The 14,130-nt window shown below is 73.1% G+C and carries 14 protein-coding genes and 1 pseudogene; 11 read left to right on the top strand and 4 right to left on the bottom strand.

Annotation, left to right across the window (positions count from 1 at the left end):
* Nucleotides 1-54 precede the first annotated feature (54 nt).
* Genes Ae717Ps2_RS15730 through Ae717Ps2_RS15715 form a run of 4 tightly spaced genes read left to right on the top strand, consistent with a single transcriptional unit; the run spans nucleotide 55 to nucleotide 3,884 of the window.
* Entirely contained in the window at nucleotides 55-981 is a 927-nt protein-coding gene (locus tag Ae717Ps2_RS15730) for an ABC transporter permease (RefSeq protein WP_075329777.1), read from the top strand.
* A complete protein-coding gene (locus Ae717Ps2_RS15725) occupies nucleotides 974-1,912 on the top strand; it encodes an ABC transporter permease (protein WP_083695821.1) in 939 nt (312 codons plus the stop codon). Before Ae717Ps2_RS15730 ends, Ae717Ps2_RS15725 begins: the two co-directional genes overlap by 8 nt.
* Entirely contained in the window at nucleotides 1,909-2,883 is a 975-nt protein-coding gene (locus Ae717Ps2_RS15720; protein ID WP_020626319.1) for an ABC transporter ATP-binding protein, read from the top strand. The genes Ae717Ps2_RS15725 and Ae717Ps2_RS15720 overlap by 4 nt, the downstream gene beginning before the upstream one ends.
* Complete coding sequence (locus Ae717Ps2_RS15715) at nucleotides 2,880-3,884, top strand: ABC transporter ATP-binding protein (protein WP_020626320.1); 1,005 nt, start codon at nucleotides 2,880-2,882, stop codon at nucleotides 3,882-3,884. The genes Ae717Ps2_RS15720 and Ae717Ps2_RS15715 overlap by 4 nt, the downstream gene beginning before the upstream one ends.
* A gap of 27 nt (nucleotides 3,885-3,911) precedes the next feature.
* Here the strand turns inward: Ae717Ps2_RS15715 and Ae717Ps2_RS15710 are convergent, their stop codons facing one another.
* From Ae717Ps2_RS15710 to Ae717Ps2_RS15700, 3 genes are all read right to left on the bottom strand, one after another.
* Nucleotides 3,912-5,177: a DUF222 domain-containing protein gene (locus Ae717Ps2_RS15710; protein WP_075306958.1), complete on the bottom strand. Its 1,266-nt coding sequence runs from the start codon at nucleotides 5,175-5,177 to the stop codon at nucleotides 3,912-3,914.
* A 167-nt stretch (nucleotides 5,178-5,344) separates the two neighbouring features.
* A complete protein-coding gene (locus Ae717Ps2_RS15705; protein ID WP_020626322.1) occupies nucleotides 5,345-5,581 on the bottom strand; it encodes a hypothetical protein in 237 nt (78 codons plus the stop codon).
* Between the two features lie 9 nt (nucleotides 5,582-5,590).
* Complete coding sequence (locus Ae717Ps2_RS15700) at nucleotides 5,591-6,535, bottom strand: NAD(P)/FAD-dependent oxidoreductase (RefSeq protein WP_075333551.1); 945 nt, start codon at nucleotides 6,533-6,535, stop codon at nucleotides 5,591-5,593.
* 73 nt (nucleotides 6,536-6,608) lie between these two features.
* On the opposite strand from Ae717Ps2_RS15700, the gene Ae717Ps2_RS15695 reads away from it, so the two are divergent.
* From Ae717Ps2_RS15695 to Ae717Ps2_RS15680, 4 genes and pseudogenes are all read left to right on the top strand, one after another.
* A complete protein-coding gene (locus Ae717Ps2_RS15695) occupies nucleotides 6,609-7,370 on the top strand; it encodes an alpha/beta fold hydrolase (RefSeq protein ID WP_075333550.1) in 762 nt (253 codons plus the stop codon).
* A gap of 38 nt (nucleotides 7,371-7,408) precedes the next feature.
* A complete protein-coding gene (locus tag Ae717Ps2_RS15690) occupies nucleotides 7,409-7,810 on the top strand; it encodes a helix-turn-helix transcriptional regulator (RefSeq protein ID WP_139319021.1) in 402 nt (133 codons plus the stop codon).
* A 5-nt stretch (nucleotides 7,811-7,815) separates the two neighbouring features.
* Nucleotides 7,816-8,235, top strand: coding sequence for a VOC family protein (locus Ae717Ps2_RS15685; protein WP_043280718.1), 420 nt, complete (start codon nucleotides 7,816-7,818; stop codon nucleotides 8,233-8,235).
* Nucleotides 8,236-8,258: 23 nt separating this feature from the next.
* Nucleotides 8,259-10,609 (top strand): annotated as a pseudogene (locus Ae717Ps2_RS15680) (ATP-binding cassette domain-containing protein).
* A gap of 70 nt (nucleotides 10,610-10,679) precedes the next feature.
* Here the strand turns inward: Ae717Ps2_RS15680 and Ae717Ps2_RS15675 are convergent.
* A complete protein-coding gene (locus tag Ae717Ps2_RS15675) occupies nucleotides 10,680-10,949 on the bottom strand; it encodes a hypothetical protein (protein ID WP_075306949.1) in 270 nt (89 codons plus the stop codon).
* Between the two features lie 232 nt (nucleotides 10,950-11,181).
* Here Ae717Ps2_RS15675 and Ae717Ps2_RS15670 point away from each other — a divergent pair, with 232 nt between their 5' ends.
* Genes Ae717Ps2_RS15670 through Ae717Ps2_RS15660 form a run of 3 tightly spaced genes read left to right on the top strand, consistent with a single transcriptional unit; the run spans nucleotide 11,182 to nucleotide 14,118 of the window.
* Entirely contained in the window at nucleotides 11,182-12,309 is a 1,128-nt protein-coding gene (locus tag Ae717Ps2_RS15670) for a sensor histidine kinase (protein ID WP_075306947.1), read from the top strand.
* Entirely contained in the window at nucleotides 12,306-13,001 is a 696-nt protein-coding gene (locus tag Ae717Ps2_RS15665) for a response regulator transcription factor (RefSeq protein ID WP_075333548.1), read from the top strand. Before Ae717Ps2_RS15670 ends, Ae717Ps2_RS15665 begins: the two co-directional genes overlap by 4 nt.
* Before the next feature lie 28 nt (nucleotides 13,002-13,029).
* On the top strand, nucleotides 13,030-14,118 hold the full coding sequence (locus Ae717Ps2_RS15660) for a DUF3500 domain-containing protein (protein WP_233147577.1): 1,089 nt from the start codon (nucleotides 13,030-13,032) through the stop codon (nucleotides 14,116-14,118).
* The last annotated feature ends 12 nt before the right edge of the window (nucleotides 14,119-14,130 follow it).

Here is a 14,130-nt window from a genome sequence, read left to right as displayed (position 1 = left end):
GCACCGGCGGCCGGGCGATCCCCGGCCGCCGGCGCACGTACCCGGAGGTGACCCGTGGGGCGCTATGTCCTGCGACGACTCCTGCAACTGGTGCCGGTGTTCCTCGGCACCACGTTCCTCATCTACTTCATGGTCTGGGCGCTGCCCGGCGACCCGCTCGCCGGCAAGTGCGGCGACCAGGCCTGCCCGCCCGCGTTCATCGAGCGCATGCGGGAGGAGTACGGGCTCGACCGCTCGATCGTCGTCCAGTACTTCACCTATCTCGGCAACCTGCTGCGGGGCGACTTCGGCGAGAACTTCCGTGGCCAGGAGGTCGCGACGCTGATCGCGAACGCCTACCCGGTCACGATCAAGCTCGCGATCGTCGCGCTGGTCATCCAGGCGGTCATCGGCCTGACCGCGGGCGTGCTCACCGGGCTGCGGCCCGGCGGTTTCCTCGACAACGTCGTGCTCACCGCGACGCTGTTCCTGGTCGCGGTGTCGGTGTTCGTGACCGGCTACGTGCTGCAGTCCGTCCTCGGGCTGCGGCTGGGCCTGGTCCCGCCGACCGTCCCGGCCGACCCGGGGTTCCTGGACCTGGTCGTGCCCGGCTACGTGCTCGGCAGCCTGTCGCTGGCCTACGTCGCGCGGCTGACCCGGACGTCGATCGCGGAGAACCTGCGCGCCGACTATGTCCGCACCGCGACCGCGAAGGGCCTGACCCGGCGCCGTGTCGTCGGCGTCCACCTGACCCGCAACTCGGCGATCCCGGTGATCACCTTCCTCGGCGCCGACTTCGGCACGCTCATGGGCGGGGCGATCGTCACCGAGGGCATCTTCAACATCCGCGGCATCGGTGGGCTGATCTTCGGCTCCATCCAGCGGCTCGACGGGGTGGTCGTGACCGGCGTCGTCGTCCTGCTGGTGATCGTCTACCTGCTCGCGAACCTCGTCGTGGACGTCACCTACGCGCTGCTCGACCCGAGGATCCGCCTTGACTGACCCCACCACCGCCACCGCCGACAAGCCCGTCGCCACCGACGGCCGCGCCGAGGTGTCGGCCCGCACCCGCAGCCTCAGCGGCGACGCCTGGCACGACCTGCGCCGACGGCCGCTGTTCCTCGTCGCGGCGGGCCTCATCGCGTTCCTGCTGGTCATGGCCGCGTTCCCGCAGCTGTTCACCTCGGTCGACCCGACCGCGGGCGACCTGTCCCGGGCCCGGCAGGACCCGTCGGCCCAGGCCTGGTTCGGCTACGACCACCTCGGCCGCGACGTCTACGCACGCACCGTCCACGGCACCCGCGTCTCGATCGTCGTCGGGGTGCTGGCGACGACGGCGGTCGTGCTGGTCGGCTCCGTCATGGGCCTGATCGCCGGGTTCGCCGGCGGCTGGGTCGACTCGCTGCTCGCCCGCGTCGCCGACGTCTTCTTCGGGGTGCCGTTCGTCCTCGGCGCGATCGTCGTGCTCTCCACCTTCCGCGCGTCGGTCGGACAGAGCGTGATCGGCATCAGCGGCCTGGTGATCGGCACGATCGGGCTGCTGTCCTGGCCGATCGTCATGCGGATCATGCGGTCCGCCGCGATCGCCGCCCGGAGCCAGGACTACGTCAAGGCCGCCCGCGCGCTCGGCGCGAGCCCGTGGCGGATCATCTGGCGGCACATGCTGCCCAACACCATCGCCCCGGTGATGGTGTACGCGACGATCGCGCTCGGCGCGTTCATCGGGGCGGAGGCCACGCTGTCGTTCCTCGGTGTCGGTCTGCGCGACCCCGTCGTCTCCTGGGGCGTGATGATCAGCGAGGCGCAGAGCTACCTGCGGACCTCGCCGCACCTGCTCCTGTTCCCCGGCGCGTTCCTCGTCGTCACCGTGCTGGCCTTCGTGCTGCTCGGCGACGCCGTGCGCGACGCGTTCGACCCGAAGGGCCGGTCATGACCCCGCTGCTCGAGGTGGAGGGCCTGCACGTCGAGTTCAGTACCCGCGACGGCGTCGCCCGGGTGCTGAACGGCGTCGGCTACCAGGTGCGGGCGGGGGAGACCCTCGCCGTCCTGGGGGAGTCCGGCTCCGGCAAGTCGGTCACCGCGAACACGGTGATGGGGATCCTGCCGACCCCGCCCGCGACCGTCACCGCGGGCTCGGTGCGCTACCGCGGCGAGGAGCTGCTCACCGCAACCGAGGAGCGGCGCCGGGAGCTGCGTGGCGAGAACATCGCGATGATCTTCCAGGACGCGCTGTCCGCGCTGAACCCGGTGTTCACCGTCGGGTTCCAGATCGGCGAGCAGCTGCGGACGCGGCGCGGGATGAGCAGGCGCGACGCCCGCACCCGCGCCGTCGAGCTGCTCGACCTGGTCGGCATCCCGGGGGCCAAGCAGCGGGTCACGAACTTCCCGCACGAGTTCTCCGGGGGGATGCGCCAGCGCGTCATGATCGCCATGTCGCTGGCGCTCGACCCCGACGTGCTCATCGCCGACGAGCCGACGACCGCGCTCGACGTCACCGTGCAGGCCCAGATCATGGACCTGCTCGCCGAGATCCAGCGCGAACGGGAGATGGCGCTGGTCCTCATCACCCACGACCTGGGTGTCGTCGCGGAGGTCGCCGACCGGATCGCGGTGATGTACGCGGGCCGGATCGTCGAACAGGGCGACGTGCACCAGCTCTTCGCGAACCCGGCCCACCCGTACACCGAGGCGCTGCTCGCGTCGATCCCGCGGCTGGACAGCAAGGGCACCGAGCTGCGGGCGATCACCGGGCTCCCGCCGACGCTCACCGCCATCCCCGACGGCTGCCCGTTCCACCCGCGCTGCCCGCGTGCGGTGGAGAGCTGCCTCGGTACCGATCCGCCGCTGATCCCCCTGCCCGGAGCGCGGGCGTCGGCGTGCCTGTTCGCGGAGGACCTCGTATGAGCGAGCCCGTTCTGGAGGTCACCGACCTCGTCAAGCACTTCCCGGTGAAGGTCGGTGCGGTCGTCAAACGCACCGTCGGCCACGTGCGTGCCGTCGACGGCGTCTCGTTCTCGCTGAACAAGGGCGAGACGCTGGGCATCGTCGGCGAGTCCGGCTGCGGGAAGTCGACCCTGGCCCAGGTGCTGATGCGGCTGGAGCCGCCGACGTCGGGCTCGGTGCGCTTCCACGGCGAGGACATCTTCGCCCGCCGCGGGGCGGAGCTGCGCGCGCTGCGCCGGCAGATGCAGATCGTGCTGCAGGACCCGTACACGTCGCTGAACCCGAGGATGACGGTCGCCGACATCGTCGGGGAGCCGTTCGAGATCCACCCGGAGGTCGCGCCGAAGGGGGAGCGACGGGCGAAGGTGCAGGAGCTGCTCGACGTCGTCGGGCTCAACCCGGACTTCGTCAACCGCTACCCGCACCAGTTCTCCGGCGGGCAGCGTCAGCGCATCGGGATCGCCCGTGCGCTCGCGCTGCGCCCGGAGATCATCGTGTGCGACGAGCCGGTCTCCGCGCTCGACGTGTCCATCCAGGCGCAGGTGATGAACCTGCTCGGGAGCCTGCAGCGCGAGTTCGGGCTGTCCTACATCTTCATCGCCCACGACCTGTCCGTCGTGCGGCACCTGTCCGACCGGGTCGGCGTGATGTACCTGGGCAAGATGGTGGAGCTCGGGACCGAGGACGAGATCTACACCCGGGCGTCGCACCCGTACACCCAGGCGCTGCTCTCGGCGGTGCCGGTGCCGGACCCGTCGGTGCGCGCGGGGCGGACGCGGATCCGGTTGACCGGTGACGTCCCGAGCCCGGTGGACCCGCCGAGCGGCTGCCGGTTCCGGACGCGCTGCTGGAAGGCCACCGACATCTGCGCCACCGAGGAGCCGCCGCTGGTGACGCGGCCAGGTGGACACCACCCGAGCGCCTGCCACCACGCCAGTGAGGAGTACCTGCTGCCGACCTGAGGGTGCCCGTGCCCGGGCCCACCGCGGTCAGTCCGGTCCGCGGTAGGTGTGTCCGGTGGGTGTGGTCGTGAGGACGGTCCCGTCGGGTGTTCGGGCGGTGTGCCATCCGGGTTGTTCGCGGATGTGGTTGTGGAACTCGCACAGTCCGCGTCCGTTGTCGAGTTCGGTGTGTCCGCCGTCGGTGGCGCGGTGGATGTGGTCGATGTGGCGGAGGGGTGCGTCGCAGTAGGGCTCGGTGCACCGGTTCCCCGCGCGGGCCTTGACGAGGGTGGAGAGGAGGCCGGTGAAGGTGCGTTGGCGTGAGTCGCCGCCGATGACCAGGCCCTGGTCGGTGAGCAGCCGCCGCAGTGACGCGGTGCCGTCGCTGGTCGCGAGCAGCTCGACCGGGACGGGTCCGAGTCCGGGGATCTCCGCGGGGAGCGGGGAGGTGGGGTCGAGCAGGGCCTGGACGGGGACGGTGACCTGGACCTCCAGGTTGACCGCGGTCGCGGTGGCTTGTCCGGTGAGGCGTTCGACCAATGTGTCGGCCAGTACCTGTCCGCGGCTGCGGGTCAACGGTGCCGGGTCGACCTGGGCCTGCACGAAGGCCTTCTGCAGTGCGGCGAGGCAGGCGGCGCCCTGTGCGACCGGGACGTAGGCGGTGAGGTAGCTCATCGCGTCCGGTGCCGGGCGCAGGGTGACTCGGCGTTCGGCTGTGGCGGTGTGGACGCGGGCTCGGAAGCGTTCGGGCGCGATTTCGGCGACGAGTCGGCGGGTGAGGGCGCGGAGGCGGCCGATGCCGTAGCGGGTGAGGTCGTGTGCGGCGAGGCGGGTGTCGACCTGCCTGCGCTGGCGTGGGTCGAGGTCGCGGCACTCGACGGCGATCGCGGTGACTTTGGCGGCGCTGAGTTGTCCGTCGTTGTGCAGGCCGCGGACGTGGTCGAGTCCGGTGTGCAGGTCGCGGGCGTTGGCCACGCGGGTGCGGGCCTCGGCGGTGGAGACCCGGCAGGCGAGCTGGACCTGAGCTACGACACTGCGGTGGAGCCGCTCGGGGTCGGTCCGATCGTCGGTGAGGCGGTTCTCGACGTGTGTCTGAGCGAACGCCCGGATGCGGGTGGACTGGAGCGCGGCGAGGGAGGCCTGGACGGACTCGATCTGCTGGATCTGGTCGATCAGGTCGGCCTCGGCGAGCAGTGTGGTGTCGTCGCCGATCGTCTGGTCGATCAGGAGCTGGATCAGGGCGAGGTCGCCGGAGCGGAACCTGCCGGAGCCCACGCCGGTGGCGTGGGCGGGTGGCTCCTGGGGCGCGGTCACATCGCCGATGCTAGTCGAACATGTGTTCGATCGCTAGTTTCCGTTCGCGATCGCGAACTCCCTACCTGCGGGAGTGGTACCGCAGCGAGCTGTAGCCTCGGTGGCGCCCGGCCGATCCGTCAGGTGGCAGGAGCTGGGGAGCCCCCCGTGCTGGACGAGCGCGTTGCTCAGACCCGTGCGCCGTACCGGCGGGCATCGTCGCGGGAGAGCGTCCGCCCCGCCCCGCACACGGGGCAGCGCATCTCGTAGCGGCTGCGCAGCGGCAGGACCGGGACGAAGAACAGCGTGAACCGGGTCCGCCGGTGCACCGCGGGCTGCGGCCCCGGGTGACCGCAGGTGCCGCAGCCCAGCGCGACCAGGCCCAGTGGGCGCTCCTTGCCCGACAGCCCGAAGATGACCAGCACGTCCCCAGGCTAGGGGCGTGCGAGCTCCCGCAGTGCGGCGAGCGCCCCGGCCTCGACGAGGTCGGCGTTGATCGCGGCGCCCGCGAACGCTCCCGCGGCCCCCGCGGCCCCCACTTGCGCGCTCAGATCGGTGACGTTGCCCGCGAGCCACACGCCCTCGACCGTGCTGCGGCCCGTCGGGTCGGCGACGAGGTGCTGCCCCGCCCCGCTCGGGTGCTCGACCGGGACCAGGCCCAGCTCGGCGAGGAATCCGGCGCGGGCCTCCATCCGGGTCGCCACGGCGACGACCTCGCGCGCCAGCACGCCGGACGGCGTGACCAGCCCGGTGATCGCGCCGTCCTCTCGCACCACCTCGCTCACCGGCCCGTCGACGACGGCGATGCCGAGCGCGGCGAAGCGTTCCGACTGTTCCGCGGTCGGCTCCACCGTGTGCGACACGTAGACCACGTCCGCGCTGAGCTGTCGGAACAGCAGTGCGTGGTGTGCGGAGCCGGGGGCGGTCCCGAGGACGGCGATCGGGCGGTCGCGCACCTCGTAGCCGTGGCAGTACGGGCAGTGGACGACATCGGCGCCCCACCCCTGCGCGAGTCCCGGAATCTCCGGCAGCACGTCGACCAGTCCGGTGGTGACGAGCAGTCGCCGGGCGTCGAGGGTGGTGTCGTCGGCGAGGGTCACCGTGAAACCGTCGTCGGTGCGCCGGGCGCCGACGACCTCGCCGTCGACGACCGTCCCGCCGTAGCGGCGGACCTCCTCCCGGCCGGTCGCGAGCAGCTCGGCCGGGGCGACGCCGTCGCGGGCGAACAGGCCGTGCGCGGCGGTGGCCGGTGCGTTGCGGGGCAGGCCGGAGTCGACGACGACCACCGACCGCAGGGAGCGGGCGAGCATCATGGCCCCGTTGAGTCCGGCCGGGCCGCCGCCGATCACGACGACGTCGTGGCGCTGTGCTGTGTCCATGTGCCCAGCCTGACGAAGGGCCGGACAGGACGGCAAACATCGTTGCCGAAATAGCAAAGTGCAGAATGGATGCATGCCCCTGCACGTCCACCACGCCGGTGACCCGGCAGGCAAGCCGGTGCTCGCGGTGCACGGTGTCACCGGCCACGGCCTGCGTTTCGCGCCGCTGTTCGCCGCGCTGCCCACCCTGCGCTGGATCTCCGTCGACCTGCGCGGGCACGGCCGTTCGCCGTGGGTCCCGCCGTGGAACCTCGAGCAGCACGTCGAGGACGTCCTCGAGGTCCTCGACGCCGAGCACGTCGAGCGGGTCGCCGTGGTCGGGCACTCCTTCGGCGGAGCGGTCGCGGCCCGGCTGGCGCGGACCGCACCCGAGCGCGTCACCCGCCTCGCGCTGCTCGACCCGGCGCACGGGCTGGACCCGCAGGACATGCTGGCCTCCGCCGAGGCCGGCCGTGCCGACGAGGGGTTCGCGACCCGTGACGACGCCCGCGCCGCCAAGGCCGCGTCCTGGACCGGTGTGCCCGCACCGCTGGTCGACGCCGAGGTCGCCGAGCACCTGGAACAGCGCGACGGCGCCTGGCGCTGGCGCTACAGCCGGGCGGCCGTCGTCGCCGCCTGGTCGGAGATAGCCCGCCCCGCCGCCGTCCCACGGGCCGGCCTCCCGACACTGGTCGTGCCCGCCCTGCGGGCCGACTTCGTCACCGACGACTGGCTGGCCGCCTGCCGCAGCGCGCTCGGCGACGACCTCACCGTCGCCCCCGTCGACACCGGACACATGGTCTACCTCGAACGCCCCGACGAGGTCGCGGCGCTGCTGGCGGAGCACCTGCGGTGAGCGACCGCGAGGACGGGCGCCTGCGCGAGCTCGTCCGGATGCGCCGGGTGCGCGACCGCATCGACCGGGAGTACGCCCGCCCGCTGGACGTCACCGAGCTCGCCCGCGCCGAGCACGTCTCGGCGGGGCACCTGTCGCGGGCGTTCCGGGCGGCCTACGGCGAGTCGCCCTACAGCTACCTGATGACCCGGCGCATCGAGCGCGCCATGGCCCTGCTGCGCCGCGGCGACCTCACCGTCACCGAGGTGTGCTTCGCGGTCGGCGGCTCCTCCCTCGGCACGTTCAGCACTCGGTTCACCGAGCTCGTCGGAATGCCGCCGAGCGCGTACCGCGACGCCGTGCGCGACGGGACCGCGGGGCTCCCGGCCTGCGTGGCGAAGCAGGTCACCCGACCGGTCAGGAATCGAGAAGCCACGGTGGCGCCGACCTCCCTAGCGTGAACGCCATGACCGCACCCGCCATCACGATCCACGCCGGCTTCCTCCCGCACACCGACCCGGAGGCGTCGCTGGCCTTCTACCGCGACGCGCTCGGCTTCGAGGTCCGCCTCGACGTCGGCCAGGGCACGATGCGCTGGCTCACCGTCGGCCCGCCCGGGCAGCCCGACGTCTCGCTCGTCCTCGCCCCGCCCGCCGCCGACCCCGGCATCACCGACGAGGAACGCCGCACCGTCACCGAGATGATGGCCAAGGGCACCTACACCGCCGTGCTGCTCGCCAGTAACGACCTGGACGCGGCGTTCGACAGGCTCCAGGCGAGCGGGGCCGAGGTCGTCCAGGAGCCGGTCGACCAGCCGTACGGGGTGCGCGACTGTGCCTTCCGCGACCCCGCGGGCACGATGGTCCGCATCCAGCAGCGGCCCTGAACGGGCCGGACGGGGGATCCACCATGCACGCAGCCGACAGTCACGACCTCATCCGCGTGCACGGTGCGCGCGAGAACAACCTCCGCGACATCTCCGTCGAGCTGCCCAAGCGCCGGCTCACGGTGTTCACCGGGGTGTCCGGCTCGGGCAAGAGCTCCCTGGTGTTCTCGACCATCGCCGCCGAGTCGCAGCGGATGATCAACGAGACCTACAGCGCGTTCGTCCAGGGCTTCATGCCGAACCTGGGCCGCCCCGACGTCGACGTCCTCGACGGCCTCACCACAGCGATCATCGTCGACCAGGAGCGGATGGGCGGCGACGTGCGCTCCACCGTCGGCACTGCCACCGACGTCGGGGCGCTGCTGCGGATCCTGTTCAGCCGCCTCGGCAAGCCCTACGCCGGCCCGGCCAAGGCGTTCTCCTTCAACGTCGCGACGATCAGCGGCTCGGGTGCGGTGACCGTCCGGAAGAACGGCCAGCAGGTCAAACAGCGCCGCGAGTTCGAGATCGTCGGCGGCGCCTGCCCGCGCTGCGAGGGCCGCGGCTCGGTGTCCGACTTCGACCTCACCGCCCTGTTCGACGAGTCGAAGTCGATCGTCGAGGGCGCCCTGACGATCCCGAACTACTCCGTCGACGGCTGGTACGGCCGGATCTTCGCCAACTCCGGCTTCTTCCCCGGCGACAAGCCGATCAGCAGCTTCACCAAACCCCAGCGCGACGCCCTGCTCTACAAGGAGGCCACCCGGATCAAGGTCGACGGCGTCAACGTCACCTTCGAGGGCCTGATCCCGCGGATCCAGAAGTCGTTCCTGGCCAAGGAACGCGAGGCGATGCAGCCGCACATCAGGGCGTTCGTCGACCGGGCCATCGTGTTCCGCACCTGCCCGGACTGCGACGGCACCCGGCTCTCCGAGCTCGCCCGGTCGTCGAAGATCCGGGGGATCTCCACCGCGGATGCCTGCGCCATGCAGATCTCCGACCTCGCCGACTGGGTCGGCGGCCTCGACGAGCCCCCCTGGCCCCGCTGCTGTCCTCGCTGCGCGCGACCCTGGACTCGTTCGTCGAGATCGGGCTCGGCTACCTGTCGCTGGACCGGCCGTCCGGGTCGCTGTCCGGCGGCGAGGCCCAGCGCACCAAGATGATCAAGCATCTCGGGTCGTCGCTGACCGACGTCACCTACGTCTTCGACGAGCCCACCATCGGGCTGCACCCGCACGACATCGCCCGGATGAACGACCTGCTGCTGCGGCTGCGCGACAAGGGCAACACCGTGCTCGTCGTCGAGCACAAGCCAGAGACGATCGCGATCGCCGACCACGTCGTCGATCTCGGGCCGCGGGCCGGCTCCGACGGCGGCCACGTCGTCTACACCGGCGACCTCGACGGGCTCCGCCGCTCCGGCACGCTCACCGGGCGACACCTGGAGTACCGGGCGACGCTCAAGCCGACCGTCCGGACCCCGTCGGGGTATCTGGAGATCCGCCGGGCGAACCGGCACAACCTGCGGGACGTCGACGTCGACGTGCCGCTGGGCGTGCTCACCGTCGTCACCGGGGTGGCCGGGTCGGGCAAGAGCTCGCTGATCCACGGGTCGGTCGCCGGGCGCGACGGGGTGGTCGTCGTCGACCAGGGCGCGATCAAGGGGTCGCGGCGCAGCAACCCGGCCACCTACACCGGGCTGCTGGAGCCGATCCGCAAGGCGTTCGCGAAGGCCAACGGCGTCAAGCCCGCGCTGTTCAGCGCCAACTCCGAGGGCGCCTGCCCGAACTGCAACGGCGCCGGCGTCGTCTACACCGACCTCGCGATGATGGCCGGGGTCGCCACCACCTGCGACGTCTGCGACGGCCGCCGCTTCGACGCCTCGGTGCTCGGCTACACCTTCGGTGGGCGCGACATCAGCGAGGTCCTCGCCATGCCGGTCGCCGAGGCGGAGAAGTTCTTCGGGGCCGGCGAGGCCCGCACGCCGGCCGCGCACAGGATCCTGGAGCGCCTCGCCGACGTCGGGCTCGGCTACCTCACCCTGGGCCAGCCGCTGACGACGCTGTCCGGCGGGGAGCGCCAGCGACTCAAGCTGGCGGTGCACCTGGGGGAGTCCGGGGGGACCTTCGTGCTCGACGAGCCGACGACCGGGCTGCACCTGGCCGACGTCGAGCAGCTGCTCGCGCTGCTCGACCGGATCGTCGACGGCGGCCGCTCGGTGATCGTCATCGAGCACCACCAGGCCGTGATGGCACACGCCGACCGGATCATCGACCTGGGCCCCGGCGCCGGGCACGACGGCGGCACCGTGGTGTTCGAGGGGAGCCCGGCCGAGCTGGTCGCGGACCGGTCCACGTTGACCGGGGAGCACCTGGCGGCCTACGTCGGCGCCTGAGGACGGCCCCCGGCACGAGGTCCGCGGCGCCCGGCCGGACCGGATCGCGGGCGGGGCCGTCGCTCTCCGGTCACTCTCCGGTGCGGCTCCCGTCCCGCAACGAGTCCGGGATCTCGCGCAGCACCGCGGTCTGCTCCTGCACCGCGGAGATGAGCACCGCGAGCTGGTCGTCGCCGTGGCGCATCTCCTGATAGAGCGCGCTCACCGCGTAGGCGGTGGCGGCGGTGTGGCCGTCGGTCGCCTGGGGGTAGTCCTGCGCCTTGTCGGCCGCCTCGAGGAGGTCGAGCGCGTGCTCGATGACGTGCTGCCCGCTCTCGCGGTGGCTGTGCGGTTCCGGCATGTCCGAATCGTACTCATTCCGGGTGACCCGTTCCGGGCGACGTGACTCCGGGTGACGCGGCCCGGCGACTTCGGTCGCGGTGGGCGCGACCTTCGGCGGGTGCGCCGCCGGCGCGCAGCTCGGCACGCTGACCGTCGATCCCGGGGGGTCGGGAGACAGGAGTGGACCGGTGGCCGTCCCGTTCGAGCGGAAACCTGCTGGACGGCGCCGGTCCGCCCCCTATGGTCGTCGTGTGCCGGTCCGCCCCGCCGTGATCTCCGCCGTGCTGATGGTCGCGGTGCTCGCCGGGGGTCTCACCGTCGTCGGGACGTACGCCATCGCCGGGGCCCTGCAGTGGTCGCTGCTCGTCGTCGGCCTGCTGATGATCGGCTCGATCGCGGTGCGCTACCGCCTGCCGCGGGTGTTCGCGGTGGTGGCCGTGCTCGGGCCGCTGGTGTCGCCGGTCGCCACCTACCTGCCGCTGGTCGGGGTCTTCGTGATCGCGACCCGACGCCGTGCGGTGGAGACACTGCTGGTGCTGGCCCTGGCGGTCGGGACGGCCGCGATCACGCTGTACCGCGACGCTCCCGACGGTGCCACGGCGCTCGTGCTGCTCGGCGGGGCCGTCGCGTTCCAGGGCATCTCGGCGACCGCGGGCCTGCTGACCGGGATCCGCCGCGCGATGGTCGACGACCTGCGCGAGCGGCTCGCCCGCGCCGAGGCCGATCGGGCGGTGCGCGAGGAGCAGGCCCGCGCCGACGAGCGTCGCCGGATCGCCGGGGAGATGCACGACCGGCTGGGGCACCGGCTGTCGCTGCTGTCGGTGCACGCCGGGGCACTGGCACTGCGCGGGGACCTGCCCGCCAGCACCGTGCGCGAGACCGCGAGGGTGCTGCGCGACACCACGCACCGCGCGATGGAGGACCTCCGCACGATCGTGCAGGTGCTGCACGAGCCCACCGGCGACGTACCCGACGAGATCGAGGACCTCGGTGCGGTCGAGGAGCTCGTCGCCGAGGCCCGCGCGGTCGGTGCGGACGTCCGTCTCCGGTCGACGGCGCTGCTGACGGTGTGCCCGCCAGGGCGCCCGCTGGCCGGGGTCGTGCACCGGGTGGTCCGCGAGGGCCTGACCAACGCGGCCCGGCACGCGCCCGGGACCCGGGTCGAGGTCGCCCTCGACGGGCGGCCCGGCCGGGACCTCACCGTCACCGTCACCTCCGGGGAGTCCGCCGCGGGGACGACACCCGAGGGCGCCGGGACCGGCCTGGTCGGGCTGCGCGAGCGGGTCGAGACCCTCGCCGGCGGGACGCTGACCCACGGCCCGACGCCGTCGGGCCACCAGCTGCGCGCGGTGCTGCCGTGGCGGGAGGAGACACGATGACCGCGACCGCGATCCGGGTGCTGCTCGTCGACGACGACCCGCTCGTCCGCTCCGGCCTGCGGGTGATGCTCGACGGGCACGCACTGCCCGGCGACGGCACCGGACCGGTGCGGCGCATCCAGGTGGTCGGCGACGCCGGCGACGGCGACGAGGTGCCCGCCGCCGTCGCCGCGGGGCGGCCGCACGTGGTGCTGATGGACCTGCGGATGCGCCGCGTCGACGGCGTCGCTGCGACCCGGGAGGTGACGTCGCGGCCCGACGCCCCGACCGTCGTCGTGCTGACCACGTTCGACGCCGACGAGCACGTCGTACGGGCGTTGCGCGCCGGGGCGAGCGGTTTCCTGCTCAAGGACGCCGCGCCCGAGGGGATCGTCGACGCCGTCCGCGCCGCCGCCGACGGCGACGCCGTGCTGTCCCCGGCGATCATCCGGCGGCTGATCGGCATCGTCCGCGGCGGCGGCGCCGGGTCGGTCGACCGCCGGCGCGCCGCCAGGGCCCGGCTCGACCGGCTCGCCGACCGGGAGCGCGACGTCGCCGAGGCCGTCGCCCGGGGTGGCTCCAACGCCGACATCGCCGCCGAGCTGCACATGTCGGTGGCGACGGTGAAGTCCTACGTCTCCCGGTTGCTGCGCGAGCTGGGCCTGGACAACCGGGTGCAGATCGCGCTGCTCGTCCGCGACGCGACGGACTGACCCCGCCCGGCCCACTAGCGTGGCCGGGGTGACGACGAGCGAGACGGTCGCCGGGGCGATGGCGGACGCGGCCGCGGCCTGGCTGGACACCCTGGACGACGACCGGCTCGGCCCCGCCCGGGGCGCCGGCCCGACCGGTGACGCGGGGGCCGACGTCGAGCGCCGTCGCTGGTTCTACACCCCCACCGACCACGGCGGACTGCCTCTCGCGGCCCAGACCGCAGTCCAGCAGCAGCGCGCGATGCGGCTGGTCGCGTCGGGACTGTCCGAGGCCGGCTACGCCACCGTGGCGACGGTCATGGGGCTGGAGAACGTCCTGGACCGGGCGCAGGACTGGCCGACCCGCCCGTACCGGGAGCGGTTCCGGGACCCGGCGCTCTACTACCTGCGGGTGTTCGGCGACCCGGGCGGACGCACCTGGGGCTGGCGCTTCGGCGGCCACCACGTGTCGGTGAACGCACTCGTCGTGGACGGGCGGGTGGCCGCGGCCACGCCGTGCTTCCTCGGCGCGAACCCGGCGACGACGCCGCTGCTCGGCGGAGGGGTGGCGCGCCCGCTCGGACCGACCGAGGACCTGGCGCGGGAGATCGTCCGCGGCCTGCCACCCGAGCTCCTGGAGACCGTCGTCCTGCCCGGCGGGGCCCCACCGGACCTGGTGACGGCGAACCGGCCGCTGGTCGCGCCGGGCGACCGGCCGCTGCCGACCTCGGCGATCCGACGGGAGAGCCCGCCCGGCCCGGTGGACCCGGTCGAGGGGACCGAGGCCGTCGCGCTGACCGGTGTGCCGCGCGGGCTCCCGGCGAACGCGCTCGACGACCGTGGCCGTGCCCTGCTGCGCCGACTGCTCTCGGCCTACCTCGACCGGGCGCCGGCCGGGGTCTCACCCGCCGGCCGCTACGACGACGACGCCGCCCTCGACGAGGTGCACCTGGCCTGGGCGGGGTCGCTGGAGGCGGGGGAGCCGCACTACCACCGGCTGCAGGGTCCGCGGCTGCTGCTGGAGTGGGACAACACCCAGGGCGGCGCGGACCACGCCCACTCGGTGTGGCGCGACCCGGAGAACGACTTCGGCGTGGACCTGCTCGACGACCACCACCGGGCGTTCGCCCACCGGTGAGTCCCCTCACGA

This window comes from Pseudonocardia sp. Ae717_Ps2 (assembly GCF_001932475.1).
Lineage (GTDB): Bacteria > Actinomycetota > Actinomycetes > Mycobacteriales > Pseudonocardiaceae > Pseudonocardia.
Note: the sequence above shows the minus strand (reverse complement) of the source record. Positions and strands in the feature narration are given on the sequence as shown.

Bases quoted from the DNA above. Each gene is read 5' to 3' on its own strand.
- Ae717Ps2_RS15715 (WP_020626320.1), top strand. From the start codon at position 2,880: ATGAGCGAGCCCGTTCTGGAGGTCACCGACCTCGTCAAGCACTTCCCG.
- Ae717Ps2_RS15690 (WP_139319021.1), top strand. From the start codon at position 7,409: ATGCGCCGGGTGCGCGACCGCATCGACCGGGAGTACGCCCGCCCGCTG.
- Ae717Ps2_RS15675 (WP_075306949.1), bottom strand. From the start codon at position 10,949: ATGCCGGAACCGCACAGCCACCGCGAGAGCGGGCAGCACGTCATCGAG.
- Ae717Ps2_RS15700 (WP_075333551.1), bottom strand. From the start codon at position 6,535: ATGGACACAGCACAGCGCCACGACGTCGTCGTGATCGGCGGCGGCCCG.
- Ae717Ps2_RS15685 (WP_043280718.1), top strand. From the start codon at position 7,816: ATGACCGCACCCGCCATCACGATCCACGCCGGCTTCCTCCCGCACACC.
- Ae717Ps2_RS15720 (WP_020626319.1), top strand. From the start codon at position 1,909: ATGACCCCGCTGCTCGAGGTGGAGGGCCTGCACGTCGAGTTCAGTACC.
- Ae717Ps2_RS15665 (WP_075333548.1), top strand. From the start codon at position 12,306: ATGACCGCGACCGCGATCCGGGTGCTGCTCGTCGACGACGACCCGCTC.
- Ae717Ps2_RS15695 (WP_075333550.1), top strand. From the start codon at position 6,609: ATGCCCCTGCACGTCCACCACGCCGGTGACCCGGCAGGCAAGCCGGTG.